Source organism: Pseudomonas sp. DF11, assembly GCF_058148565.1.
Genome location: NZ_JBYVYN010000002.1, coordinates 604467 through 627834, shown reverse-complemented (window position 1 = coordinate 627834; position 23368 = coordinate 604467). Strand labels below are relative to the sequence as shown.

At 61.0% G+C, this 23368-nt stretch carries 21 protein-coding genes and 1 pseudogene; 10 read left to right on the top strand and 12 right to left on the bottom strand.

Translation table 11 applies throughout. The annotated features are described in order from the left end of the window. Positions 1-123 precede the first annotated feature (123 nt). A complete protein-coding gene (locus AC30D9_RS09545) occupies positions 124-861 on the bottom strand; it encodes a substrate-binding periplasmic protein (RefSeq protein WP_134926170.1) in 738 nt (245 codons plus the stop codon). Between the two features lie 261 nt (positions 862-1122). Between AC30D9_RS09545 and AC30D9_RS09540 the strand changes: the two genes are divergently transcribed. Then, the gene (locus AC30D9_RS09540) at positions 1123-1575 is read left to right on the top strand and encodes a GNAT family N-acetyltransferase (RefSeq protein ID WP_109755068.1); all 453 of its coding nucleotides are present in this window, start codon (positions 1123-1125) and stop codon (positions 1573-1575) included. Positions 1576-1702: 127 nt separating this feature from the next. Here AC30D9_RS09540 and AC30D9_RS09535 read toward each other — a convergent pair whose 3' ends face one another. From AC30D9_RS09535 to AC30D9_RS09525, 3 genes are read right to left on the bottom strand one after another with little or no spacing between them, the layout of a single operon-like run. Further along, positions 1703-1999: a winged helix-turn-helix domain-containing protein gene (locus AC30D9_RS09535; protein WP_307576610.1), complete on the bottom strand. Its 297-nt coding sequence runs from the start codon at positions 1997-1999 to the stop codon at positions 1703-1705. 4 nt (positions 2000-2003) lie between these two features. Continuing rightward, a complete protein-coding gene (locus tag AC30D9_RS09530) occupies positions 2004-2507 on the bottom strand; it encodes a M48 metallopeptidase family protein (RefSeq protein WP_134926172.1) in 504 nt (167 codons plus the stop codon). A 42-nt stretch (positions 2508-2549) separates the two neighbouring features. After that, positions 2550-4673, bottom strand: a complete 2124-nt coding sequence (locus AC30D9_RS09525) for a putative bifunctional diguanylate cyclase/phosphodiesterase (RefSeq protein WP_134926173.1) — start codon at positions 4671-4673, stop codon at positions 2550-2552. Positions 4674-4995: 322 nt separating this feature from the next. On the opposite strand from AC30D9_RS09525, the gene AC30D9_RS09520 reads away from it, so the two are divergent. The 4 genes from AC30D9_RS09520 to AC30D9_RS09505 all read left to right on the top strand — a co-directional run bounded on the left by AC30D9_RS09520 (position 4996) and on the right by AC30D9_RS09505 (position 8355). Continuing rightward, positions 4996-5661: a polysaccharide lyase family 7 protein gene (locus AC30D9_RS09520; RefSeq protein WP_307576613.1), complete on the top strand. Its 666-nt coding sequence runs from the start codon at positions 4996-4998 to the stop codon at positions 5659-5661. 281 nt (positions 5662-5942) lie between these two features. Continuing rightward, the gene (locus AC30D9_RS09515; protein WP_134926175.1) at positions 5943-6611 is read left to right on the top strand and encodes a polysaccharide lyase family 7 protein; all 669 of its coding nucleotides are present in this window, start codon (positions 5943-5945) and stop codon (positions 6609-6611) included. A gap of 328 nt (positions 6612-6939) precedes the next feature. Continuing rightward, a complete protein-coding gene (locus tag AC30D9_RS09510; protein ID WP_134926176.1) occupies positions 6940-7608 on the top strand; it encodes a polysaccharide lyase family 7 protein in 669 nt (222 codons plus the stop codon). Between the two features lie 462 nt (positions 7609-8070). Beyond that, positions 8071-8355 carry a fructose-bisphosphate aldolase gene (locus tag AC30D9_RS09505; RefSeq protein WP_210641687.1) on the top strand — a complete coding sequence of 95 codons (285 nt, stop codon included), beginning with the start codon at positions 8071-8073 and terminating at the stop codon, positions 8353-8355. Positions 8356-9398: 1043 nt separating this feature from the next. Here AC30D9_RS09505 and fba read toward each other — a convergent pair. From fba to tkt, 6 genes are all read right to left on the bottom strand, one after another. Beyond that, a complete protein-coding gene (gene fba, locus AC30D9_RS09500; protein ID WP_003177554.1) occupies positions 9399-10463 on the bottom strand; it encodes a class II fructose-bisphosphate aldolase in 1065 nt (354 codons plus the stop codon). A 244-nt stretch (positions 10464-10707) separates the two neighbouring features. Beyond that, a complete protein-coding gene (locus AC30D9_RS09495; protein ID WP_490143934.1) occupies positions 10708-11040 on the bottom strand; it encodes an MliC family protein in 333 nt (110 codons plus the stop codon). 56 nt (positions 11041-11096) lie between these two features. Continuing rightward, complete coding sequence (locus tag AC30D9_RS09490; protein WP_307572442.1) at positions 11097-11321, bottom strand: hypothetical protein; 225 nt, start codon at positions 11319-11321, stop codon at positions 11097-11099. A 31-nt stretch (positions 11322-11352) separates the two neighbouring features. Then, complete coding sequence (locus AC30D9_RS09485) at positions 11353-12516, bottom strand: phosphoglycerate kinase (protein ID WP_134926182.1); 1164 nt, start codon at positions 12514-12516, stop codon at positions 11353-11355. A gap of 24 nt (positions 12517-12540) precedes the next feature. Further along, positions 12541-13596: an erythrose-4-phosphate dehydrogenase gene (gene epd / locus AC30D9_RS09480; RefSeq protein ID WP_134926183.1), complete on the bottom strand. Its 1056-nt coding sequence runs from the start codon at positions 13594-13596 to the stop codon at positions 12541-12543. Between the two features lie 151 nt (positions 13597-13747). Next, entirely contained in the window at positions 13748-15745 is a 1998-nt protein-coding gene (gene tkt / locus AC30D9_RS09475) for a transketolase (RefSeq protein WP_307572443.1), read from the bottom strand. A gap of 271 nt (positions 15746-16016) precedes the next feature. Here tkt and AC30D9_RS09470 point away from each other — a divergent pair. Next, positions 16017-17011: pseudogene (locus AC30D9_RS09470) on the top strand (ArsR/SmtB family transcription factor). Positions 17012-17030: 19 nt separating this feature from the next. After that, on the top strand, positions 17031-18221 hold the full coding sequence (gene metK / locus AC30D9_RS09465; protein ID WP_003177547.1) for a methionine adenosyltransferase: 1191 nt from the start codon (positions 17031-17033) through the stop codon (positions 18219-18221). A 210-nt stretch (positions 18222-18431) separates the two neighbouring features. On the opposite strand, the gene AC30D9_RS09460 is transcribed toward metK, so the two are convergent. Further along, a complete protein-coding gene (locus tag AC30D9_RS09460; RefSeq protein ID WP_490143933.1) occupies positions 18432-19052 on the bottom strand; it encodes a LysE family translocator in 621 nt (206 codons plus the stop codon). Between the two features lie 207 nt (positions 19053-19259). Between AC30D9_RS09460 and ligB the strand changes: the two genes are divergently transcribed. Both ligB and AC30D9_RS09450 read left to right on the top strand, forming a co-directional pair. Further along, positions 19260-20936 (top strand): NAD-dependent DNA ligase LigB, encoded by a 1677-nt coding sequence (ligB, locus tag AC30D9_RS09455; RefSeq protein ID WP_490143932.1) that lies wholly within the window; start codon positions 19260-19262, stop codon positions 20934-20936. Between the two features lie 89 nt (positions 20937-21025). Then, a complete protein-coding gene (locus tag AC30D9_RS09450; protein ID WP_134926188.1) occupies positions 21026-21421 on the top strand; it encodes a DUF1090 domain-containing protein in 396 nt (131 codons plus the stop codon). Between the two features lie 54 nt (positions 21422-21475). On the opposite strand, the gene AC30D9_RS09445 is transcribed toward AC30D9_RS09450, so the two are convergent. Beyond that, positions 21476-21925, bottom strand: coding sequence for a c-type cytochrome (locus AC30D9_RS09445; RefSeq protein WP_307572445.1), 450 nt, complete (start codon positions 21923-21925; stop codon positions 21476-21478). Positions 21926-22050: 125 nt separating this feature from the next. On the opposite strand from AC30D9_RS09445, the gene mltA reads away from it, so the two are divergent. Then, on the top strand, positions 22051-23238 hold the full coding sequence (mltA, locus tag AC30D9_RS09440) for a murein transglycosylase A (protein WP_490143931.1): 1188 nt from the start codon (positions 22051-22053) through the stop codon (positions 23236-23238). The last annotated feature ends 130 nt before the right edge of the window (positions 23239-23368 follow it).

Sequence of the window (23368 nt, the reverse complement as noted above, 5' to 3'; positions counted from 1 at the left end):
GGTGTGGAGAATGGGCCGCCCCCTTCGCGAGCAAGCCCGCTCCCACCTTTGGAATGCGTACTCCTGTGGGAGCGGGCTTGCTCGCGAAGAGGCCATTCCAGGCAACTCAAGCTTTAAGTAAGCTCACATCCCATGTTGCTTGAGCAACCGCGCATAACTGCCATCCGCCTTCATCGCCGCGATCTCCCGGTCAAACCCGGCCACGATCTGCTCATGCTCCGGGTTCTTCAGGCTGACCAGAATGTGCAGGCTGTTTTCGCTCAACGGCTTGGGCAGGAATTCCACGGCGCCGCGCACCTTGGCCGATTCGCGGGCCAGGTAATAGCGCGCGACATACTCGTCTTCCAGGGTCAACTTCACACGGTCGGCCGCCAGCATGCGCACCGCCATCGCGAAGTTATGCACAGGAATTTTCTGCATCTGTGGGTCTTCGTCGAAGTCCTTGGAATAGGCATAACCGCGGACCACGGCGATGGGATAGGCGTGCAGCTGTTGCAGGCCGTCGAACTGGATCGATTCGTCCTTGCGCTTGATGAAGCGCACGCGGTTGAGCAGGTATTCGGCCGAGAACTGGCCGATTTGAGTGCGCTCCTCGCTGTACCAGGCGTTGACCAGCACGTCATAGCGGCCCTCGCTGATACCCAGCATCGCCCGGGCCCAGGGCACCTGTTCGAAGTCCGTGGCATAGCCGGCCCGCGCCAGGGCCGTGGCGACGATATCGGTCGCCAGGCCACCATTGACCAGTGTGGAATCGGTAAAGGGCGGCCAGGCATCGGCGACCAGACGCAGCTTTTGCGCGCAAGCCTCGTAGCTCAGCAACAGCAACCCGATCAATGCAAGAGCTCGATGCAATCGCGGCATGCCAAACATCCTTGACGGGTTCAAAGCCCGGTTTGTTTTTAGCCGAAACCCAACGGATATCCGCAGACATCCGGTCCTAACATTAGCTCATCACGACCGCTACGCAGCGCTGGCATGAAGATTACACAAAGAAGACAACGCCGCGACAGGGGAATGATGGCATTTTGATCTTTGTTGCAGATTTTCCAGCCACCCGAGTAAAGAGACTTCCGGGCAAAGCACGCTTAATATCGGCATCAGGTTCTTCAGGAAATTCAAAAAATGGATATCGAATGGGTCTGCAAACATCACAGTGACCTGAGCAAGGAACAGCTGTATGCCATCCTCAAATTACGTGCCGAGGTGTTTGTCGTCGAACAGAACTGCGCCTACCCGGACGTCGACGGCCTGGACCTGGAAGGCGACACCTGCCATCTGATGGCCTGGCAGGACAACCACCTGGTGGCCTATCTGCGTTTGCTCGACCCGCACTCGCAAAACAGTGACGTGGTGATCGGGCGGGTAATCATCGCGCCGCAAGCACGCGGCCAGGGGCTGGGCCACACTCTGATGGAAGAGGCACTCAAGCAGGCCGAGAAACATTGGCCCGGCACGTCGATCTCATTGTCGGCCCAGGCGCATTTGCAAGGGTATTACGGGCGGTATGGGTTTGAGGTGGTGGGTGTTGAATATCTGGAGGATGGGATTCCACACATAGGTATGCATCGGCCCTGAGAATGCTTTCGCGAGCAGGCTCGCTCCCACAGTGGATCTTCAGTGAACACAAAATCTGTATACAAAGATGAATAAAATGTGGGAGCGAGCCTGCTCGCGAAGGGGCCCGCACCGACACCGACATAACTCAGGGATACTCCAGCACCGCCTTGATCCGCGGTAAATTCCCCTCGATCCACTCCCGATCGATCGCCCCCCAATCGCGAATCCGATAACGCCCGGCATGATTGCGCGCGCCCTGCTCCTGCTCGAACTCACAAATGATATCCAGATCAGCCAACGCGACGACGGTGTCCTGGGCGGTGCGCCGTGGCATGCCGGTGGCTTCGGTGAGAGCCGGGATGTTGCTGGCCACGCCGCTGTCGATCAGGTACGCCACATACAAACGACGGTAAAAGCTGGTCTTGGTCTTGCTGACGTCCATCGGGTCATTCCTTGTGGGGTTGCAGGTCCCGCCAGGTCAGGTACACCCGCAGGTCGAATTCCAACTGGTGATAGCCCGGCAGCATGTGCTCGCAGAGTTGGTAGAACGCCTTGTTGTGGTCCGACTCCTTGAAGTGCGCCAGTTCGTGCACCACGATCATGTTCAGGAACTCGGGCGCCGCGTCCTTGAACAGCGCAGCGATGCGGATTTCCTTCTTGGCCTTGAGCTTGCCGCCCTGTACCCGCGATACCGCCGTGTGCAGGCCGAGGGCGCGGTGGGTCAGATCCAGGCGACTGTCGAACAGCACCTTGTCGATGGCTGGCGCGTTACGCAGGTATTGCTGCTTGAGGTCCAGCGCATAACCGTACAGAGCCTTGTCGCTCTGGATCGAATGTCGCCCGGGATAGCGCTGTTGCAAGTACTCGCCCAGACGGTCCTGGGCGATCAATTGCTGCACTTGGGCTTGCAGGGCGGCGGGGTAGGCCTGGAGGTATTTGAGCGCGGTCATCAAAGGGCAACACAGTCACAAGAGGCCGCCAGTGTAGCGAATTCAGGCCTGCACCGCGCTCCAGTCGAATGGCGTGGCGAAGGCATTGGTGTCTTCGGCCATCAAGGGCCGCGCCACGAGGAACCCCTGCACGTACTCACAGCCATGGGCCTGCAGCCACCGATATTGCTCGTGGGTTTCCACCCCTTCGGCAATCACCCGCAAGCCCAGTTGCGTACACAGGTCGATCACCGAGGCCGCCAACGCGGCGTCCCGGGGCGACCCTGGCAGGCGGGCAATCAGGTGTCGGTCGAGCTTGAGGGTATCGAGCTCAAGGTCGCGCAGATGCGTCAGTGAGCAAGGCCCCGAACCGAAGTCGTCCAAGGCCACGCGCACCCCGAGGTGGCGCAGCAGGCGCAATTGCTTTCGGGTTTCCTCGGGATTGCGCATCAGCGCATCCTCGGTCACCTCGACTTCCAGCTGCCGTGGCTTCAACGCATGGCGCTCCAGGACCTGGCGCAATTCGGTCACCAGGTTTGGCATGCCGAACTGAGTGCTGCTCAGGCTCACCCCCAACACCAGGTCGTCAGCGAACAAGCGCTCCCAGACTTTGCGCTGGGCCGCGCTGCGATGATAAATCCAGCTGCCCAGCCGACTGATCAACCGCGCCTCTTCCAGCAGGGGCAGGAACAGGCCCGGCGGAACATCGCCGACGCTGGGGTGCTGCCAGCGCAACAACGCCTCGAACCCGCGAATCCGCCCGTCGACGATGCTCACCTGCGGCTGGTAGACCATATTGAAATCACGATTCTCGATGGCCGAGCGCACGCTTTCTTCGAGCATCAGCCGTGAGCGGGCCCGGCCGTTCATTTCGTGGTCGTAAAAACGGTATTGCTGGCGACCGGCACGCTTGGCCTCGTACATGGCGATGTCGGACGCCCGCAGCAATCCATCGAGATTGGCGCCACAATCCGGGTACGTCGCGATGCCGATGCTGGCCCCCAGGGCCACGTCCATGCCTTCGATCTGCTGGCAGATCGCGACTCGCTCGATAAGCTTCTCTGCGATCTTGGCAGCCTGCTCGGGAAACTCCAGGTCCAGCAGCGCCGTGAACTCGTCCCCGCCCAGCCGCGCCAGGATATCGAATGGCCGCAGGCACGCCTTCAACTGCTCCGATACCCAGCGCAAAACCCGGTCGCCGGCATCGTGCCCCAGCGAGTCATTGACCCGTTTGAAACCATCGAGGTCCAGGTACAGCAGCACCCAGTTGCTTTCCAGTCGCTCGCTGCGCATCAACAGGTTTTCCGCGGTCTGGTAGAACCCCCGGCGGTTGAGCAATCCGGTCAGCGGGTCCGTGACGGCCTGGTATTCGAGTTGCTGGTGCAAGTGGCGGACCACGGACATGTCCTGGAGTGTCACCACCATCGCTTTCTGCTCCGAGGGCAACGGCGCACAAGACAAGGCCACCGACACCTGTTGGCCGGGTGCCGTGCGCAGGACTGCATCATGCAAACGCCAGGTTTCACCACGACGGTAGGCGTTGTGGATATCGGAATCGATCCATTCGGGGATGTGCGGTTTCTGCAGGAAATCCAGGAACGGCATGTCCTGCAAATGCTCGGCGGTGGCATTGAGCAAGCGGCAGGTCGACGGGTTGGCGAAACGAATACACCCATTCTCATCCACCACCAGGATGCCTTCGGCGGCGTTGTCCAGCACCGAGGCGTTGAAAGCCCTGGCCGCTTCGAGATCCTGACTCAGGCGCTGCAAGGCCCGGCGATTGCGCTGGTGCTCGAGCAACGCCTGGACCTTGGGCTTGAGGATCTGCGGATCGAAGGGTTTGAACAGGTAATCCACGGCACCACTGGCGTAGCCCTTGATCACCGCATCCTGGGATTGTTCGTTGGCGGTCAGGAAAATGATCGGCGTAAGCCGCGTGCGCTGGCTGCCGCGCATCAGGCGCGCCACTTCGAAACCGTCCATGTCGGGCATCTGCACATCCAGCAGCACCAGATCGATGTCATGTTCGAGCAGCAGGTTAAGCGCCTCGACCCCCGAGGACGCGGTCATGACCTGCCAATCCTGACGCTGCAACAAGGCCCGCATGCTGAGCAGATTTTCAGGGTAATCATCAACAATCAAAAGGACAGAGCTGTCTTCGCCGAGCGGTGGTTGCGCGCATTCCATGCTGCTTCTCTTATCGGGCGCCACGTCCGTTTTTACGTAGCAAAGCGGACAAATACTGTCCCCTCACTCTAGACCGGGATTTTGAAAAGCAGTAGGTGTCAACGAGCCATCATCCAGGCAAAGCCCGAAATAGCCGACTAACGGTCACCCTCCTCGGGCACAGAAACTGCAAAGACATCTTCGACAGACAATTGACGTCAGTCATCCGCCGGACGGTTATCAAAAAAATTTCCCTCCTGCGTGATTAATCCGCCCACAAGCGCGGGCTAGAGCCTCTCGTTGGGCGTTCAGCATTTTCACTCCCGTTACGTAGGATCCGATCATGATTGATCTCGCCACCTGGAACCTGAGCATCCCCGAAGGTAGCCCACCGACGACCATCCAAACCTCTCAACTGGTGCAAGGGTTCCAAGACCAGTACTTCCATGCCGACTCCGGCACGGTGTTTTTCTGGGCACCGGTGACCGGCGCCACGACCGCCAATGCTATTTATCCGCGCAGTGAACTTCGTGAAACCTACAGCGACGGCACCTTGCGCAATTGGCTGTACTCGGCGGCGGACAACAAGCTGGCTGCCACCCTGGCCGTCAGCCAGGTACCCAGCTCCGGCAAGGTCGTCATTGGCCAGATCCATGCCAAGGACAGCACCAGCCCCCTGGTGAAGCTGGAATACCAATACAAGACCTACAGCTCCACCGGCAACATTGTCGCCAAGGTGCGCATGCGCCCCGACGACGAATCGGGTCAGGTCATCACCATCGCCACGGGCATCAAGCTCAACCAGTCCTTCTCTTACCTGATCCATCTCAGCCCCGCCGGCGTCCTGACCATCAATGGCGCGGGTTACCAGTGGAGCTCCCCCATCAGTTCCACTTGGAGCGACAAGCCGCTGTACTTCAAGGCGGGCGTGTACGTGCAGGACAACACCGGTTATCCCACCGAAGGCGGGACCGTGACGTTCAGCCTGCTGGATATCGATCACATCTAGACGCTTTGCGGGGCGCCAGGGCAGCAACGCAATGCTGTCCGCCCGGGCGACCCTATCAATAAGAAATCGTTCAGTGTGGGTTTGAAACAGCCGACTAACGGTTGCCTACCCAGGCACAGATGCTGCAAATGACCTATTCGACGAACAATTGACGTCAAACATCCGCCGGATGGTCATTCAAAAAATCTCCTTCCTGCGTGATCAACACACCCCAAATGCTTGGAGTAGAGCCTCCCGCTTTGGTCCTCAGCACTTTTACGCCCGTTACGCAGGATCCGACCATGATCGATCTCAACACCTGGAACTTGAGCATCCCCGAAGGCAGCCCGGCAATGACCATCGAAACGCCGCGGCTGGCGCAAGGCTTCAAGGACGAATATTTCCATTCCGACACCGGCACGTTGTTCTTCTGGGCGCCGGTGACCGGCACCAAGACTGCAAACGCGATTTATCCGCGCAGCGAACTGCGGGAAACCTACAGCGACGGCACCCTGCGCAACTGGCTGTATCCGGCGGCGGACAACATCCTGCGTGCCGCCGTCACCGTCAACCAGGTGCCCAGTAGCGGCAAGATCGTGATCGGTCAGATCCACACCAAAGACAGCACCAGCCCGATGGTGAAACTGGAGTACCAGTACAAAACCTATAGCTCCACCGGCAACATCGTCGCCAAGGTACGCATGCGCCCCGACGACGAAACCGGCCAAGTCATCACCATCGCCACCGGCGTGAAGCTCGACCGCAGCTTTACCTACATGATCCATCTCAGCCCGAAGGGCGCATTGGGCATCAGCGCGGCGGGTTACAACTGGAGAACCACGATCGACCCGTCCTGGAAGGTCAAACCGCTGTACTTCAAGGCGGGCGTGTACGTGCAGGACAACACCGGCTACACCACCGAAGGCGGGAAAGTGACGTTCAGCCAGCTGGAAATCAATCACAACATCTGATCGCTTTGCTTGGCGCCATGGCAGCACGGATGCTGCCTGGGCCCTTCCTCCACCCTTGATATTCGCGCCTCAAGCGCCTTCGAACAGAGGCCGTGTGTGCGGTGCCATATCGCCATCGTTCAAAAAAAATACGCTTTAGCCGACTAACGGTCGCTTGTCTCGGGCACCAAACCGGCAAACGCCACTCTGACGGTCTGCTGACGTCAACCCTCCGCCGGGTCCACGTGGAAAACGTTCGATCCCGCCGCCTCCTGGCGTCAGCGAAAGCGCGTCCTAGAGCCTTCGGCTGTGGCGTAAATCATTTCTTATGTATAGAAAGGATCCGAGCATGGTCGATCTTGCAACCTGGAACTTGAGCATCCCCGAGGGCAGCCCGCCGAAAACCATTGAAACGCCTCGGCTGGTGGATGGATTCCGGGATAAATACTTCAACTCCGAAGGTAGTACGGTGTACTTCTGGTCACCGGTTACCGGCACCAAGACTGAAAACGCGATCTATCCGCGCAGCGAATTACGAGAGACCTATAAAGACGGCACCTTGCGCAATTGGCTGTATCCCGATGCCGACAATAAATTGAGCGCGACCCTGGTGGTCAACCAGGTGCCCAGCAGTGGCAAGATCGTCATCGGTCAGATTCATGCCAAGGACAGCAGCAAGCCCATGGTGAAGCTGGAATACCAATACAAGGATGCCAGCAGCACCGGGGACATCGTCGCCAAAGTGCGCATGCGCCCCGATGATGACAAAGGCCGGGTCATCACTGTCGCCAGCGGCGTGAAACTTAATCAGGCCTTCAATTATCGGCTCCACCTCGATCGCACCGGTGACCTGGGCATTACCGCGGCGGGTCGTAGCTGGTACACCACCATCAGCTCTACGTGGCGGGTCAAGCCGTTGTACTTCAAGGCTGGCGTGTACGTGCAAGACAACAGCGGCTATACCAGCGAAGGCGGGAAAGTGACGTTCAGCAAGCTGGATATCGATCACAACACTTAAAAAGTGCTTCCGAAAATCTCGTAGGAAACATCCCCTTGTGACGAGGGGATTTATCCTCGCTGGGCTGCGCAGCAGCCCTCTCCTTTCGTCAGACCTACCGCATGCGCCGGTTTTGCGGCGGCTGCGCTCCAGAGCGGGGGCTAGCTCTCTGGCCACGGTGGCGCGGTGAGTCCTACAGGTCGATTTTGGCTTCGAGAATCTCCTCTATAGTTCGGTGGGTCTGCTGGCTTTAGTCGGTGGGCAGGGGTTTCGCAGCCCACTGACAGAACAGAGACTTTGCACCGTCAAATGAAAATTCAGGCAAACTCGCCTGCGTTCATTTTATGGCGGTTGCGCGCGGGAGATCTTCGGGTCTGCCGGGTTTGGTCTCTATCTCGGTCTGCGAACCCGCGCGCAACTGCCACCCATTTGTTTCGCAGCAAGAAGGTGGCAATTTATTTTTCTTAAATAGAGCCAAACCTTATGACGACGACTCAAGCAATCAGCCGCTTCACCCCTCTCACCCCAATCGCCACCACCCAACCTGTTCTGTTCATCGACAAAACCGTCCCGCTAACAGAGCTTCACGCCTGCGCCAGCGAACGCCTGCATGCCACCCTCGATTACCTGACGCTCATGGCCTGCGCCAGCCTGCGAGACTCGGCCGCCAGCGACTTCAATACCCTTACCAATGTGGCTCGGATCCTGGTCCAGGATGTCACCGATGTGTTTGGTGTCATTGAACAGCGCGGCCTCGAAGACCAATAAAGCCCTCCCGGTGGGCGATGATCCCCTGTGGGCGAGCTTGCTCGCGATGGCGGTCTGATTGAGTACATATCCATTTCTGCGGTAACGGCTACTTATGGTTCCGCCCTGACGGCGGGTCACTTTCGAAAAGCGCGAAAGTAACCAAAGCGCTCCTGCCCCACCACTCGGTGCCTCGCCTAGGCTCGGCATGCCCTCACTCCGGCATTGCTCCGTGGGCCCGCCGCGAAGGACCATCCATGGTCCAGCGCGGCTATCCCGGCATCCATGCCGGGATGCCCACTCCACAATGCCTGCGTTCGGCCAACGTGGTTAACGGGGCGCCGAAATCTACGTCCACCGCGAGGCGGCCTGATAGCCGGCCTGGCTCTTGCGGGGGGGGGTACACCCATCAGACTTGTTTGAGCTGGACCTTTGGGAGCAAAGCTTGCTCGCGAGGCGGCCTTATAGCCGACCTGCTCTTGCGGGTGTACCCAGTCCAATTGTGGGAGCGGGCTTGCTCGCGAAGGCAGTGTCATAGTCGATGAAGATGTTGAATGTGCTGTCGTCATCGCGAGCAGGCTCGCTCCCACATTAATTGGATCGGAGTACTCCCGGGAGAAAGAAACAGGTCGGCTATAAGGCCGCCTCGCGAGCAAGCTTTGCTCCCACAGATTTGACAGGTGTACGACCAGGAGAGCCAGGTCGGCTACTAGGCCGCCTCGCGGTGGACGTAGATTTTGGCGCCCCGTTAACCACGATGGCCGAACGCAGGCATTGCGCAGCGGGCATCCCGGCATGGATGCCGGGATAGCCGCGCTGGACCATGGATGGTCCTTCGCGGCGGGCCCACGGAGCAATGCCGGAGTGAGGGCATGCCGAGCCTAGGCGAGGCACCGAGTGGTGGGGCAGGAGCGCTTTGGTTACTTTCGCGCTTTTCGAAAGTGACCCGCCGTCAGGGCGGAACCATAAGTAGCCGTTACCCAAAAAACGGATATACACACAAATCCCACGCATAAAAAAACCCGCATCACTGCGGGTTTTCTCACAACCACAACGCTGAAGCCTTAGTTAACCTTAGCGTTCAACTCACCTTTCAGATAACGCTGATACATCGCTTCCAACGAGATCGGCTTGATCTTGGAGGCGTTGCCGGCAGTACCGAACGCTTCGTAACGTGCGATGCACACGTCGCGCATCGCCGTCACAGTCGCGCCAAAGAACTTACGCGGATCAAACTCGCTAGGGTTGGTCGCCATCAAACGACGCATGGCACCGGTAGAGGCCAGGCGCAGGTCGGTGTCGATGTTGACCTTGCGCACGCCGTACTTGATGCCTTCGACGATTTCTTCAACCGGCACGCCGTAGGTTTCCTTGATGTCGCCGCCGTACTGGTTGATGATCGCCAGCCACTCCTGCGGAACCGAGGAAGAACCGTGCATCACCAGGTGGGTGTTGGGGATGCGCTTGTGGATTTCCTTGATACGGTCGATAGCCAGCACGTCGCCGGTTGGTGGCTTGGTGAACTTGTAGGCGCCGTGGCTGGTGCCAATGGCGATGGCTAGGGCGTCGACCTGGGTCTTCTTGACGAAGTCCGCGGCTTCTTCCGGGTCGGTCAGCATCTGACTGTGATCCAGCACGCCTTCGGCGCCGATGCCATCTTCTTCACCGGCCATGCCGGTTTCCAGCGAGCCCAGGCAACCCAGCTCACCCTCTACCGAAACGCCGCAGGCATGGGCCATGGCGACGGTCTGCTGGGTGACGCGTACGTTGTATTCGTAGTCGGTCGGGGTCTTGCCGTCTTCGCCGAGGGAACCGTCCATCATCACCGAGCTGAAGCCCAGCTGGATGGAGCGCTGGCAGACGTCAGGGCTGGTGCCGTGGTCCTGGTGCATGCACACCGGGATGTGCGGGAATTCTTCGATCGCCGCCAGGATCAGGTGACGCAGGAACGGCGCACCGGCGTATTTGCGGGCACCGGCCGAAGCCTGGACGATCACCGGAGAGTCAGTCTTGTCAGCGGCTTCCATGATGGCGCGCATCTGCTCAAGGTTGTTGACGTTAAAGGCTGGAACGCCATAGCCGAACTCGGCTGCGTGGTCCAGCATCTGACGCATGCTGATAAGTGCCATTGTGTCTCTCTCCCGGTCGAGGGTCGTTAATCGTGCCAGCCTGCCGGAGCGGCGGCGGCTATTCAAGTCATTGCGGATCGGGGGTCGGCCCCGGTCTGCGTGTTCGGTGAAACAAAATCTCGAAACTATAGAGGCCCCTGTGGGAGCGAGCCTGCTCGCGATGAGGGCCTAACAGTCAACATCTCTGGCGCCTGATACATCGCTATCGCGAGCAGGCTCGCTCCCACATTGGCTATCTATTGAATCACTCAGCCTTACAGCCACGCCCAATCAAGTCATTGGTGGCAACCCAGTACACCAGGCCTTCCTCACCCTTGACGTGAAACGCCAGCATGTCATCGCTGTACAGCGAACCTTCGGCTCCCGGCTCAAGCTTGAGGCGGTAAACCTTATCGGCACCGCCCAGGCGTACGTCGACTTCCTTGTGGGCCGCATCGGCGTAGCGCCAGAGCACCTTGGCCTCGCTGTCACAGGTCCAGGTCGTCCAGCCTTCAACAGGTTCGGAGGTGTGCAAGAAGTCCAACTGTGCACAACCGCCCAGCAATGCCAACGCCACGACGGCGATCAAGCCTTTCATCCGTGTTCCTCGACTGACGGCACATGCCGCCAGCCATGAGTTAAGAGTCAGACCCGTCAAGGACAACCATGTTCCTTGGCCGGGGTTTGCGTCTCGTATTTGTCCAGGCCATCCGGTCCGGAACGCTTGTTCAGCACCGGGTTGGTCTCTGCCTGCCAGTCGGCCTGGTAGCAGCCCTCTTCAGGCGCCGGCGTCCCGGTTTCCGGGGCCGTTGCCTTCGGGCTGCTCGAGCAGGCCACCAACATCGTCGCGGCCAGCAGCAACGTGAACGTCTTGACCATCAGAACACTCCTTTGCCTGGTCAACGCGGCGTCAGGCCTTGGCCCGGCTTTCCAGGACTTCCACGGCAGGCAGCACTTTACCCTCGACGAACTCGAGAAACGCGCCGCCACCGGTAGAAATGTAGGAGATCTGCTCGGCCACGCCATATTTATCGATGGCCGCCAGGGTGTCGCCGCCACCGGCGATGGAGAACGCAGCGCTTTCGGCGATGGCCTGGGCCAGTACCTTGGTGCCGTTGCCGAACTGGTCGAACTCGAACACACCAACCGGGCCGTTCCACAGGATCGTCTGGGAGGATTTCAGCAGTTCGGCGAAGTTGGCCGCAGTTTGCGGGCCGATGTCGAGGATCATGTCGTCCTCGGCCACGTCATCGATCAGTTTGACGGTGGCGGTGGCGCTTTCGGCGAATTCCTTGGCCACAACCACGTCCACTGGCAATGGCACGCTGACCTTGGCGGCGATTTCCCGGGCGGTGTCCAGCAGGTCTGGCTCGTACAGGGATTTGCCGACCGGGTGACCGGCCGCGGCGAGGAAGGTGTTGGCGATGCCGCCACCGACGATCAACTGGTTGCAGACCTGGCTCAGGCTGTTGAGCACGTCCAGTTTGGTGGAGACCTTGGAGCCGGCAACAATGGCGGCCATCGGCTGGGCCGGCGAGCCCAGGGCCTTGCCCAACGCATCCAGCTCAGCGGCCAGCAGCGGGCCGGCAGCGGCGACTTTGGCGAACTTCGCCACGCCGTGGGTCGAGCCCTCGGCGCGGTGGGCAGTGCCAAACGCGTCCATCACGAACACGTCGCACAGGGCGGCGTATTGCTGGGCCAGTTCGTCGGCGTTCTTTTTCTCGCCCTTGTTGAAGCGCACGTTTTCGAACAGCACGACATCGCCAGGCTTCACGTCCACGCCGCCCAGGTAGTCAGCGACCAGCGGCACGTCACGGCCCAAGGCACGGCTCAGGTACTCGGCGACAGGCTTGAGGCTGTTTTCCGCCGAAAACTCGCCTTCGGTCGGGCGGCCCAGGTGGGAGCAGACCATCACGGCCGCACCTTTTTCCAGGGCCAGCTTGATGGTCGGCAGCGAAGCCAGGATACGCGCGTCGCTGGTGACGACACCGTCCTTGACGGGGACGTTGAGGTCTTCGCGGATCAGTACGCGTTTACCTTGCAGATCGAGGTCGGACATCTTCAACACGGTCATGGGTCGCAATTCCTGGGTAACTGTTTAGAGAGCAGGTTTGTTAGAAGCGGTTTGCAGGTAATGCTCGGCAACGTCCAGCATTCGGTTGGCAAAACCCCATTCGTTGTCGAACCAGGCCAGGATGTTCACAAGCCGTGGCCCGGAAACACGGGTCTGGCTGGCATCGACGATGGCCGAATGCGGGTCGTGGTTAAAATCACAACTGGCGTGAGGCAACTCGGTGTAGGCCAGTAGGCCTTTGAGCGGGCCGCTGGTGGCGGCTTCGCGCAGGATCCGGTTGACCTCGGTGGCGTCGGTATCGCTCACGGTCTGCATCGTGATATCGAGGCAGGACACGTTGACCGTCGGCACCCGCACGGCTTTGGCCTGAATTCGCCCGGCAAGTTCCGGCAGCAGCCGTTCGATGCCACGCGCCAGACCAGTGGACACCGGAATCACCGACTGGAACGCCGAACGAGTGCGGCGCAGGTCCTCGTGGTGATAGGCGTCGATCACCGGCTGATCGTTCATCGCCGAATGGATGGTGGTGATCGACACGTATTCCAAGCCAATGGCCTGGTCCAACAGGCGCAACAGCGGCACGCCGCAATTGGTGGTGCAGGATGCGTTGGACACCAGCAGCTCATCGCCGCTCAGACAATCCTGGTTCACACCGTAGACGATGGTCGCGTCGACATCCGCTTCGCTGGCCATCGGCTGGGAGAACAACACCCGTGGCGCGCCGGCGGCGAGGAAGCGCTGGCCGTCTTCGCGGGTGTGGTAGGCACCGGAGCATTCGAGCACCAGGTCGACGTCCAGGGACGCCCAGTCGATGCCTTCAGGGGTGGCACTGCGCAGGACTTTCACGCAGTCGCCATTAATATGCAGACAGTCGCCCTCGACCCGCACTTCGCCGGGAAACCGGCCGTGGGTGGAGTCGAAGCGTGTCAGGTATTCGATGCTGGCCATGTCGGCCAGATCATTGATGGCCACGATCTCGAACCCGGCCTTGGCTCCTCGCTCGAACAACGCACGCAAGACGCAACGACCAATCCGGCCGTAGCCGTTGAGTGCAACTTTGTAGGGACGCGGTTGGGGCATGGGGGTTCTCTGACCTGATTGAATCCGTGAAGGCAGTGGCGCCTGGACCAACGCTATCGCGAGCAGGCTCGCTCCCACAGGGGTCAATGGAGATCCTTGTGGGAGCGAGCCTGCTCGCGATGGCGTCAGTCCAGATGACGCGACTTTACGCTCAGTCTTCCAGCAGCTCTTCAGCCTGACCCAGGATGTTCTCCAGGGTGAAGCCGAACTCCTCGAACAACGCCGGCGCAGGCGCCGATTCGCCGTAGGTGGTCATGCCGATCACGCGGCCTTCCAGGCCCACGTACTTGTACCAGTAATCGGCGTGGGCTGCCTCGATGGCGATCCGCGCACTGACCTGCAGCGGCAACACCGCTTGCTTGTAGCTGGCATCCTGGGCATCGAACACGCTGGTGCAAGGCATGGAAACCACACGCACATTGCGGCCCTGGGCGGTCAGTTTGTCGTAGGCCTGGACGGCCAGGCCGACTTCGGAACCGGTGGCGATCAGGATCAGTTCTGGCTCGCCAATGCAGTCCTTGAGCACGTAGCCACCACGGCTGATGTCGCCGATCTGGTCGGCATCGCGGTTCTGGTGCTGCAGGTTCTGGCGGGAGAAGATCAGCGCCGACGGGCCGTCGTTACGCTCGATGGCGTATTTCCAGGCCACTGCCGATTCCACGGCATCGCATGGGCGCCAGGTGTCCAGGTTCGGCGTGCAGCGCAGGCTTGCCAGTTGCTCGATCGGCTGGTGAGTCGGGCCGTCTTCGCCCAGGCCGATGGAGTCGTGGGTGAACACGTAGAGCACGCGTTTTTTCATCAGCGCCGACATGCGCACGGCGTTGCGGGCATATTCCATGAACATCAGGAAGGTGGCGCCGTAAGGCACCAGGCCGCCATGCAGGGCCACGCCGTTCATGATCGCGCTCATGCCGAACTCGCGCACGCCGTAGTACATGTAGTTGCCGCTGGCGTCTTCGGCGCTGACGCCTTTGCAGCCTTTCCACAGGGTCAGGTTGGAACCGGCCAGGTCGGCCGAACCGCCCAGCAGTTCCGGCAACAGCGGGCCGAAGGCGTTCAGGGTGTTCTGGCTGGCCTTGCGGCTGGCGATGGTTTCGCCCTTGGCGGCAACTTCAGCGATGTAGGCCGAGGCTTTTTCGGCGAAGTCGGCTGGCAGCTCGCCACTGAGGCGACGGACCAGTTCATTGGCCAGTTCCGGGAACTCGGCGGAATAGGCGGCGAAACGCTGGTCCCACTCGGCTTCGAGCGCACGGCCTTTTTCCTTGGCATCCCACTCGGCATAGATGTCGGCCGGGATTTCGAACGGGCCGTGGTTCCACTTCAACGCGGCGCGGGTCAGGGCGATTTCCTCGGCACCCAGTGGCGCGCCGTGGCAGTCTTCCTTGCCTTGCTTGTTCGGCGAGCCGAAACCGATGGTGGTCTTGCAGCAGATCAGGGTCGGCTGGGCGCTCTTGCGGGCCGTCTCGATGGCGGTCTTGATCTCTTCCGGATCGTGACCGTCAACGTTGCGGATCACCAGCCAGTTGTAGGCTTCGAAGCGCTTGGGGGTGTCGTCGGTGAACCAGCCTTCGACTTCGCCATCGATGGAGATGCCGTTGTCGTCATAGAAGGCGATCAGCTTGTCCAGGCCCAGGGTGCCGGCCAGGGAGGCGACTTCATGGGAAATGCCTTCCATCATGCAGCCATCACCCAGGAATACGTAGGTGTGGTGGTCGACGACGTTATGACCTGGGCGGTTGAACTGCGCCGCCAGGACTTTTTCCGCCAGGGCAAAGCCCACGGCGTTGGCCAGGCCCTGGCCCAATGGACCGGTGGTGGTTTCCACGCCTGGGGTGTAGCCGTATTCCGGGTGGCCCGGAGTGCGGCTGTGCAACTGGCGGAAGTTCTTCAGGTCATCGATCGACAGGTCGTAGCCGGTCAGGTGCAGCAGCGAGTAGATCAACATCGAACCGTGGCCGTTGGACAGCACGAAGCGGTCACGGTCGGCGAACGATGGGTTGCTCGGGCTGTGCTTGAGGTAGTCGCGCCAAAGCACCTCGGCGATATCCGCCATACCCATGGGGGCACCGGGATGGCCGCTGTTGGCTTTCTGCACGGCATCCATGCTGAGGGCACGAATGGCATTGGCACGCTCACGACGGCTGGGCATCGCTGTTCTCCTGCGGGTATTGAATCGAGAATGAATAAAACGAAACTGAAAAAGGCGAGCATTTTCCCTCACCCACCCGCCCCGGGGCAATGACAGATAGTCATCCTTGGGCGTTTTTCCGGTGGATAAAGCCGCATTCACCAAGTGAAACCTTTCCGCTGATGGATTGTAGAGTCAAGCACAGGTTGGGAAGTGCCATTTATCCACCAATATCAAAACTTTTTGATATTGAACTTGCGATGATCCAAACCCCTCACTAGACTGCTTCACCATGAACTTACCCGCGCCCTCCATTCGCCCTGACGACTGCGATGAGCTGGCGGCCCTTTGCAAGGCCGGCGGCGATCCGTTGCGGCTCAATGTATTGCGCGCCCTGGCCAACGATTCGTTCGGCGTACTGGAGCTGGCGCAGATCTTCGGTATCGGCCAGTCCGGCATGAGTCATCACCTCAAGGTCCTGGCCCAGGCCGACCTGGTGGCGACCCGTAGGGAAGGCAACGCCATTTTCTATCGCCGCGCCCTGCCCCACACCGATTTGCTGGGTGGCAAGCTGCACGCGGCGCTGCTGGACGAAGTGGATGCGCTGACCTTGCCGACCGACGTGCAGGCTCGCATCGCCCAGGTACACGGACAACGGGCCGCCGCCAGCCAGGACTTCTTCGCACGGGTCGCCGAAAAATTTCGCGCCCAGCAGGACCTGATCGCCGGCTTGCCGCAATACCGTGAAAGCGTTGTGGCGCTGCTCGACAAACTGAGCTTCGAACCCACGGCCACGGCGATCGAAGTCGGCCCCGGCGATGGCGCCTTTCTGCCGGAGCTGGCGCGACGCTTCAGCCAGGTGACGGCGCTGGACAACAGCCCGGCCATGCTCGAACTGGCGCGCCAGGTATGCGAACGCGAGGCCCTGGCTAATGTCAGCCTGCAACTGGCCGACGCACTGGGTGGCATGAGCCTGCAGGCCGACTGCGTGGTATTGAACATGGTGCTGCATCATTTCGCCGCGCCGGCCGATGCACTCAGGCACATGGCCGGCCTGCTGCAACCGGGCGGCAGCCTGCTGGTGACGGAGTTATGCAGCCACAACCAGAGCTGGGCCAGGGAGGCCTGCGGCGATCTCTGGCTCGGGTTTGAACAGGACGACCTGGCCCGCTGGGCCACCGCTGCGGGCCTCGTGCCCGGGGAGAGCCTCTATATAGGCTTACGTAATGGTTTCCAGATCCAGGTTCGCCACTTTCAGCGGCCACTGGCGACACTCACCAACGGTAACTTGTAGGAAAACATCGAGATGAGCGAATACTCCCTTTTCACCTCCGAGTCCGTGTCTGAAGGGCATCCGGACAAAATCGCCGACCAGATTTCTGATGCGGTGCTGGACGCCATTATTGCTGAAGACAAGTTCGCCCGCGTGGCGTGCGAGACTCTGGTGAAAACGGGCGTGGCGATCATCGCCGGCGAAGTCACCACTTCGGCCTGGGTCGACCTGGAACAGATCGTCCGGGACGTCATCCTGGGCATTGGCTACAACAGCTCCGACGTCGGCTTCGACGGCGCGACCTGCGGGGTGATGAACATCATCGGCAAGCAGTCCCCCGACATCAACCAAGGCGTCGATCGGGCCAAGCCCGAAGATCAGGGCGCCGGCGACCAGGGCCTGATGTTCGGCTACGCCAGCAACGAAACCGACGTGCTGATGCCAGCCCCGATCACCTTCTCGCACCAGCTGGTTCAACGCCAGGCCGAAGCCCGTAAATCCGGCCTGTTGCCTTGGCTGCGCCCGGACGCCAAGTCCCAGGTGACCTGCCGTTACGAAGGCGGCAAGGTGGTCGGTATCGACGCGGTCGTCCTGTCGACCCAGCACAACCCCGATGTGTCCTACAAGGACCTGCGCGAAGGTGTGATGGAACTGATCGTCAAGCACGTGCTGCCTGCCGAGTTGCTGTCCAAGGACACCCAGTTCCACATCAACCCGACCGGCCAGTTCATCATCGGCGGCCCGGTGGGCGACTGCGGCCTGACCGGGCGCAAGATCATCGTCGACAGCTACGGCGGCATGGCCCGTCACGGCGGCGGCGCGTTCTCCGGCAAGGATCCATCGAAGGTCGACCGTTCGGCGGCCTATGCCGGTCGTTATGTGGCCAAGAACATCGTGGCTGCCGGCCTGGCCGAGCGCTGCGAGATCCAGGTTTCCTACGCTATTGGCGTGGCACAGCCTACGTCGATCTCGCTGAACACCTTCGGCACTGGCAAGATCGGCGATGACAAGATCATCAACCTGGTCCGCGAAGTGTTCGACCTGCGCCCGTACGCCATCACCACCATGCTCGACCTGCTGCACCCGATGTACCAGGACACCGCAGCCTATGGTCACTTCGGTCGTACGCCACAAACCAAGACGGTCGGTGACGATACCTTCACCACCTTCACCTGGGAAAAGACCGACCGTGCCGACGCCCTGCGCGCCGCTGCCGGCCTGTAATACCCACGCATAAAGAAAAAGCCCCTGGCGACTCGGTCACCTGGGGCTTTTTCATGCCTGCTGTGGCGAGGGGATTTATCCCCGCTGGGCTGCGAAGCGGCCTCAAATCAGCTGCCTTGGTGTGTCAGGTTAACCATGCTTGACCATTTTGGGGCTGCTGCGCAGCCCAGCGGGGATAAATCCCCTCGCCACAAGGGACCTCCATCGAACTCAGGTCCGTCGCGCCACCAGCAAAAACGAAGCCGCACTGGCCAACAAGCCCGCACACAGCCGATTGAACAGCCGCTTGCCACTGGGCCGGGCGAACAGCCGCCGAGCGTAAATGCCCATGTAGCAATACAACCCGATGGCAATGCACTCCAGCGCCAGGAACAAGCCCCCCAGCACGGCGAATTGTTGGGTGACGGTGCCCGTGCGGTCGACGAATTGCGGCAGGAACGCGGTAAACAACAGGATCGCCTTCGGATTGCCGATCGCCACCAGGAACTCCTGGCGTGCCAGGCCGACCCTGCTCATCGACGCGACCGCCGCTTCGCTGCCGGCCTCGGGCTGGGCCCGCCACAATTGCACGGCCAGGTAGAACAGATAACCGGCACCGACGAGCTTGATCCCCAGGAACAACAGTTCCGAGGTATGCAACACGGCGGTGAGCCCCACCGCGGCCAGGGCGATCATGATCGCAAAGGCCACCAGCCGACCGAGGCCACCGCTGCATGCGCGGACGAAGCCATAGCGCGAAGCATTGCTGATGGACAGCAGGTTGTTCGGCCCCGGCGCCATGTTCAGCGCGAAGCAGGCCGGAATGAAAACGGCGAGGGTCGTCAGGTCCATCGGGGGCACTCCTGGCAGAAGCGAAACGAAGGTCCATTCTGCACCGGCCCTTGAGGGGTTCAAGGGACAGTTGCACGGCTAAATCGTGCCGCACTGTACCGCCGCGACTTTGCCAGCAGGCGCCGCAAAATCCGGTAACGCTCCAGGCCTCGCACCTTGCGCCACAGTGGCTAGCCTTCAAGCACACCACCAAGCAAGGATGCTTCGATGCTGCCGTTACTCCGTACAATCACCTGTTTCATGTGCCTCGTTTCCCCCGCCATCGCCGCGCCCTGCCCCGATTGGCCCACCGAACGCGCCCAGGCAGAGGTCATCGCGCTGCAACAGCGAATCGATGCCTGGGATGACACTTATCACCGTCTCGGTCGTTCCTTGGTGGCCGACGAGCTGTACGATCAATCCCGCCTGCAATTGGACCGATGGCGCAGTTGCTTTGGTCTTGAAGCACCCGGCGACAACCCTTTGCGCTCGGCGGGCGGGAAGGTGCCGCACCCGGTACTGCATACCGGCCTGGACAAACTCAAGGATGCCGATGCCGTGAAGGCCTGGTTGCACGACCGGACGGACGTCTGGGCCCAACCGAAAGTCGATGGCGTGGCGGTGACCCTGATCTATAGGAAGGGACGCCTGCACCAGGCGATCAGCCGCGGCGATGGCATCCAGGGGCAGGACTGGACCTGGGCCGTGCACAAGATCAGCAGTATCCCCCATCGGTTGCGCCAGCCTTTGGACCTGCTCGTGCAGGGCGAGTTGTACTGGCGACTGAACGCCCATGTCCAGGCCGACAACGGTAGCCTCAACGCCCGGGCGACCGTGGCGGGCCTGATGGCGCGCAGCAACCTGACCGCGCAAGAGGGGGCGGATATCGGCCTGTTTGTCTGGGACTGGCCTGAAGGGCCCGACACCCTGCCCGAGCGGATGAGCGCGTTAAGTGAGCTGGGCTTCGCTGACACCCTCGACTACAACCAGCCCGTCCAGACATTGGCCGATGCCGAACACTGGCGCGACCACTGGTATCGCACACCGCTGCCATTCGCCAGCGACGGGATCGTCCTGCGCCAGAGCCGCCGTCCCCCCGCCGACCGCTGGCAGGCCAAGGCGCCGTTCTGGAGCGCGGCCTGGAAGTACCCTTATGCCCAGGCCCTGGCCGAGGTCCGCAAGGTCCGTTTCAAGATCGGGCGCACCGGACGCATCACCCCGGTGCTGGAGCTTGAGCCCATCAAGCTCGATGATCGCTGGATCCGCCGAGTGAGCGTCAGCTCCCTCAAGCGCTGGGAGGAAATGGACATTCGTCCCGGCGATCAGGTCGCCATCAGCCTGGCCGGGCTGACCATCCCGCGCCTCGACGACGTCGTGCTGCGCAGCCTCGAGCGCCAGGACGTAAATGCCCCTGCGGCGACCGACCATCACTTCTTGAGTTGCTGGCAAGCGACGCCCGGCTGTGAAAGCCAATTCCTCGCACGCCTGAACTGGCTCAGCGGCAAGCACGGGCTCGCCCTGCCCCATGTCGGCCCCGGGACCTGGGAAAAACTCCTGGCAGCAGGTCGAGTGCATGGATTGCTGGATTGGTTGACCCTTGATGCCGCCGAGCTTGCTAACATTGGCGGCTTTGGCGAACGCAGTAGCGCGCGCCTGCTCGCCAGCCTGGACAGCGCCCGGCAACGCCCTTTCGGGCAATGGCTCAAGGCCCTGGGCCTGCCGCCCGTCGGTGAGGCCCGGCTGGAAGGGCCGTGGCAAGTGCTGGCCGAGCGAAATACCGAACAATGGCAAGCCGAAGCCGGCATCGGACCGGGACGCGCCGCGCAATTGAGCGCGTTCTTTCGCGACCCGCAGGTGCTGGCCTTGAGTGAGGAATTACGCACCGCCGGGGTCGACGGTTTTTAATCCGGGCCCGTGCGGTTGAACCCAAGGGGCAAGCATGCGTTCCAACAGCGCATCTGTACCGACCGCTCGCGATTTTTTACGGAGTTGCTATGAATTTCCTGTCCCCCGTTGCCCTGCTGGTTTTATGCAGCGCCATGGCCGCCCCCTTGATGGCGGACGAGCAAGCCCCGGAGCTCACCGGCTGCGCGGCCAAGCGCCAGGGCATCATCAACCAGATCGAACTGGCCAAGTCCCGTGGCAACCAGGACCAGCAGGCAGGCCTGGAAACCGCGCTGAATGAAGTCACCACCCATTGCACCGATGCATCCTTGCGCAAGGAGCGTGAAAACAAGGTGCTCGACGCCAAGCATGAGGTCAGCCGACGTCAGGCCGACCTGGAAAAGGCCATGAAGAAAGGCGACGCCGAGCGGATCAACAAACGCAAGGACAAGCTGGCAGCCTCCCGCAAGGAACTGCAGGAAGCGGTGGATGAGTTGGATAAATAGGTTTCTAGCTGCAAGTTCAAAGCTCCACACTTGCAGCTTGCAGCAGCTTCAAAATCAATGATCCCGAAATTCCTTATGGCAGGCACTGCATGCATCCTCGACCTTCTGCACCGCCGGCCCCAGGTAACTGGCCTTGTAGGGCTGGACTTTGCTGGCGGTCACCAACTCACCGGTGGCGGCTTCAAGATTGCGGGCCAGCTCCTGGAAGCGCGCCTGTTTTTGCCAGACTTCATCCCGGGCGCTGGTGTGGTCTTGCTCGCGTACCTGCGGGAAGTGTTTCCACGGCTCATGGGACAGTTGATCCAGTTGCACCGCGCCGTCGGCAAATCGTGCGCCATCGAACGGGACGCGGCCACGCAACATGCCGCCCAGCTCTTCGTTGGTCTTGAGCATCTGCTTGAAGATCGCCTTGCGCTGGCCCAGGGGAGAATTGGGATCGACGCCGCCACAGGCGGACAGCATCAGGCAGGCCAGTACTGCCATGGAAAATCGTTTTACAAACATCTTGGCCTCGGGGCAGGAAACGGCGGTTAGTATCCTCGGGTCATCGGTAAAGACCAATGGCCCTATCAACAATACGGGTTGTTCGAGCGCCTGACAGCGTCCGAATGACTGCAAAGGAAATCTTCATGAACAGCCGCATCAAGACCTGGCACAAAGGCCTGGCATTGACCCTACCGCTGATCGCACTGTTGGCCGGTTGTAATCGGGGCGAAAAGGTCGAAGAGCCTCAGACCCATGCCCTCGCCACCTATGTCAGCGCACCGTGGGAGGCGCTGCCGTCGGTGTCCGATGCAGACCTGCTGGCCGGTTTCGGCTCCTGGCGCAGTGCTTGCACCCGTCTCAAGGCCGATGCGACCTGGGGCCCGACCTGCGCAGCAGCGGCCAATGTGCCGCAAACCGCACCGGATGTACGCAATTTCCTGAAACAGAACCTGGACGTCTATGGCCTGCGCTCGGGGGATAACAGCCCCAATGGCCTGATTACCGGCTACTACGAGCCGGTCTACCCCGGCAGCCTCACCCAGACCGCTACGGCGAATATCCCGGTCTACGGTGTGCCTGACGACATGATCATTGTGGCGCTGGATAGCATTTACCCTGAGCTCAAGGGCAAACGCCTGCGCGGTCGCCTCGAAGGCCGGGTGCTCAAGCCGTACGACGACGCAGCCACCATCGAAACCAAAGGGGTCAAGGCCCCGGTCATCGCCTGGCTGACCGACCCCATGAACCTGCAATTCCTGCAAATCCAGGGCTCGGGACGCATTCGCCTCGATGACGGCCGCCAACTGCGCATCGGTTATGCCGACCAGAACGGCCACCCTTACCGCCCCATCGGGCGCTGGCTGGTTGAGCAAGGCGAGCTTAAGAAAGAAGACGTGACCATGGGCACCATCAGTGCCTGGGCCAAGGCCAACCCGAACCGTATTCCTGAATTGCTCGGCAGCAACCCCAGCTATGTGTTCTTCAACCGCAATCCCGACAGCAACGAAGGCCCGCGAGGCTCGCTGAATGTACCGCTGACCGCCGGCTACAGCGTGGCGGTGGACCGCAAGGTGATTCCGCTGGGCAGCTTGCTGTGGCTCTCCACCACTCGCCCCGATGGCAGTCCCTTGAACCGGCCGGTGGCCGCCCAGGACACTGGCGGCGCGATTGCCGGCGAGGTGCGGGCGGACCTGTTCTGGGGCACGGGCGAGGCGGCGGGGCAATTGGCCGGGGACATGAAGCAGCAGGGGCAGATCTGGATGCTGTGGCCCAAGGGCATGGCGTTGCCGCAAGTGCCGCAAGTGGCGAATGCGGTCAGCGCCAATCCCTGAAGAGGTGTGTTGATTGTCCCGGCCCCATCGCGAGCAGGCTCGCTCCCACTGTTGATCTCCAGTGGACACATATTTTGTGTACGGCTAGATCCATTGTGGGAGCGAGCCTGCTCGCGATAGGGCCTCACAG

Bases quoted from the DNA above. Each gene is read 5' to 3' on its own strand.
- AC30D9_RS09545 (WP_134926170.1), bottom strand. From the start codon at position 861: ATGCCGCGATTGCATCGAGCTCTTGCATTGATCGGGTTGCTGTTGCTG.
- AC30D9_RS09540 (WP_109755068.1), top strand. From the start codon at position 1,123: ATGGATATCGAATGGGTCTGCAAACATCACAGTGACCTGAGCAAGGAA.
- AC30D9_RS09535 (WP_307576610.1), bottom strand. From the start codon at position 1,999: ATGGACGTCAGCAAGACCAAGACCAGCTTTTACCGTCGTTTGTATGTG.
- AC30D9_RS09530 (WP_134926172.1), bottom strand. From the start codon at position 2,507: ATGACCGCGCTCAAATACCTCCAGGCCTACCCCGCCGCCCTGCAAGCC.
- AC30D9_RS09525 (WP_134926173.1), bottom strand. From the start codon at position 4,673: ATGGAATGCGCGCAACCACCGCTCGGCGAAGACAGCTCTGTCCTTTTG.
- AC30D9_RS09520 (WP_307576613.1), top strand. From the start codon at position 4,996: ATGATTGATCTCGCCACCTGGAACCTGAGCATCCCCGAAGGTAGCCCA.
- AC30D9_RS09515 (WP_134926175.1), top strand. From the start codon at position 5,943: ATGATCGATCTCAACACCTGGAACTTGAGCATCCCCGAAGGCAGCCCG.
- AC30D9_RS09510 (WP_134926176.1), top strand. From the start codon at position 6,940: ATGGTCGATCTTGCAACCTGGAACTTGAGCATCCCCGAGGGCAGCCCG.
- AC30D9_RS09505 (WP_210641687.1), top strand. From the start codon at position 8,071: ATGACGACGACTCAAGCAATCAGCCGCTTCACCCCTCTCACCCCAATC.
- fba (WP_003177554.1), bottom strand. From the start codon at position 10,463: ATGGCACTTATCAGCATGCGTCAGATGCTGGACCACGCAGCCGAGTTC.
- AC30D9_RS09495 (WP_490143934.1), bottom strand. From the start codon at position 11,040: ATGAAAGGCTTGATCGCCGTCGTGGCGTTGGCATTGCTGGGCGGTTGT.
- AC30D9_RS09490 (WP_307572442.1), bottom strand. From the start codon at position 11,321: ATGGTCAAGACGTTCACGTTGCTGCTGGCCGCGACGATGTTGGTGGCC.
- AC30D9_RS09485 (WP_134926182.1), bottom strand. From the start codon at position 12,516: ATGACCGTGTTGAAGATGTCCGACCTCGATCTGCAAGGTAAACGCGTA.
- epd (WP_134926183.1), bottom strand. From the start codon at position 13,596: ATGCCCCAACCGCGTCCCTACAAAGTTGCACTCAACGGCTACGGCCGG.
- tkt (WP_307572443.1), bottom strand. From the start codon at position 15,745: ATGCCCAGCCGTCGTGAGCGTGCCAATGCCATTCGTGCCCTCAGCATG.
- metK (WP_003177547.1), top strand. From the start codon at position 17,031: ATGAGCGAATACTCCCTTTTCACCTCCGAGTCCGTGTCTGAAGGGCAT.
- AC30D9_RS09460 (WP_490143933.1), bottom strand. From the start codon at position 19,052: ATGGACCTGACGACCCTCGCCGTTTTCATTCCGGCCTGCTTCGCGCTG.
- ligB (WP_490143932.1), top strand. From the start codon at position 19,260: ATGCTGCCGTTACTCCGTACAATCACCTGTTTCATGTGCCTCGTTTCC.
- AC30D9_RS09450 (WP_134926188.1), top strand. From the start codon at position 21,026: ATGAATTTCCTGTCCCCCGTTGCCCTGCTGGTTTTATGCAGCGCCATG.
- AC30D9_RS09445 (WP_307572445.1), bottom strand. From the start codon at position 21,925: ATGTTTGTAAAACGATTTTCCATGGCAGTACTGGCCTGCCTGATGCTG.
- mltA (WP_490143931.1), top strand. From the start codon at position 22,051: ATGAACAGCCGCATCAAGACCTGGCACAAAGGCCTGGCATTGACCCTA.